The sequence below is a fragment of the Idiomarina sp. UBA4206 genome, assembly GCF_002383015.1.
In the GTDB taxonomy this organism is placed as follows: Bacteria; Pseudomonadota; Gammaproteobacteria; order Enterobacterales; family Alteromonadaceae; genus Idiomarina; species Idiomarina abyssalis.
Window position 1 is genome coordinate 1 of record NZ_DFTS01000050.1, and the last position, 248, is coordinate 248.

The window sequence follows — 248 nt, forward strand, 5'->3', positions numbered from 1 at the left end:
CGCGCGCGCGTTCACTCATACTCTTGGCGCGTAAGTTAGCGACACCATGTTCGGTGACAATGTAATGCACATGGGCACGAGTGGTGACCACGCCGGCGCCTGGCGCAAGCAGTGAGCTAATGCGTGAGACAGTGCCGCCGCAGGCTGTTGAAGGCAGAGCAATAACCGAGCGACCACCTTCCGATAAGCTGGCGCCGCGTACAAAGTCCATTTGGCCGCCGACTCAATGGGCCAGTGGTGTGACTGTG

The 248-nt window shown here is 59.7% G+C and carries 1 pseudogene; it reads right to left on the minus strand.

What is annotated here, in order from left to right:
* Window positions 1-223, minus strand: a pseudogene (locus B3180_RS10815) (acetyl-CoA hydrolase/transferase C-terminal domain-containing protein); the annotation flags it as partial.
* Between the last annotated feature and the right edge of the window lie 25 nt (window positions 224-248).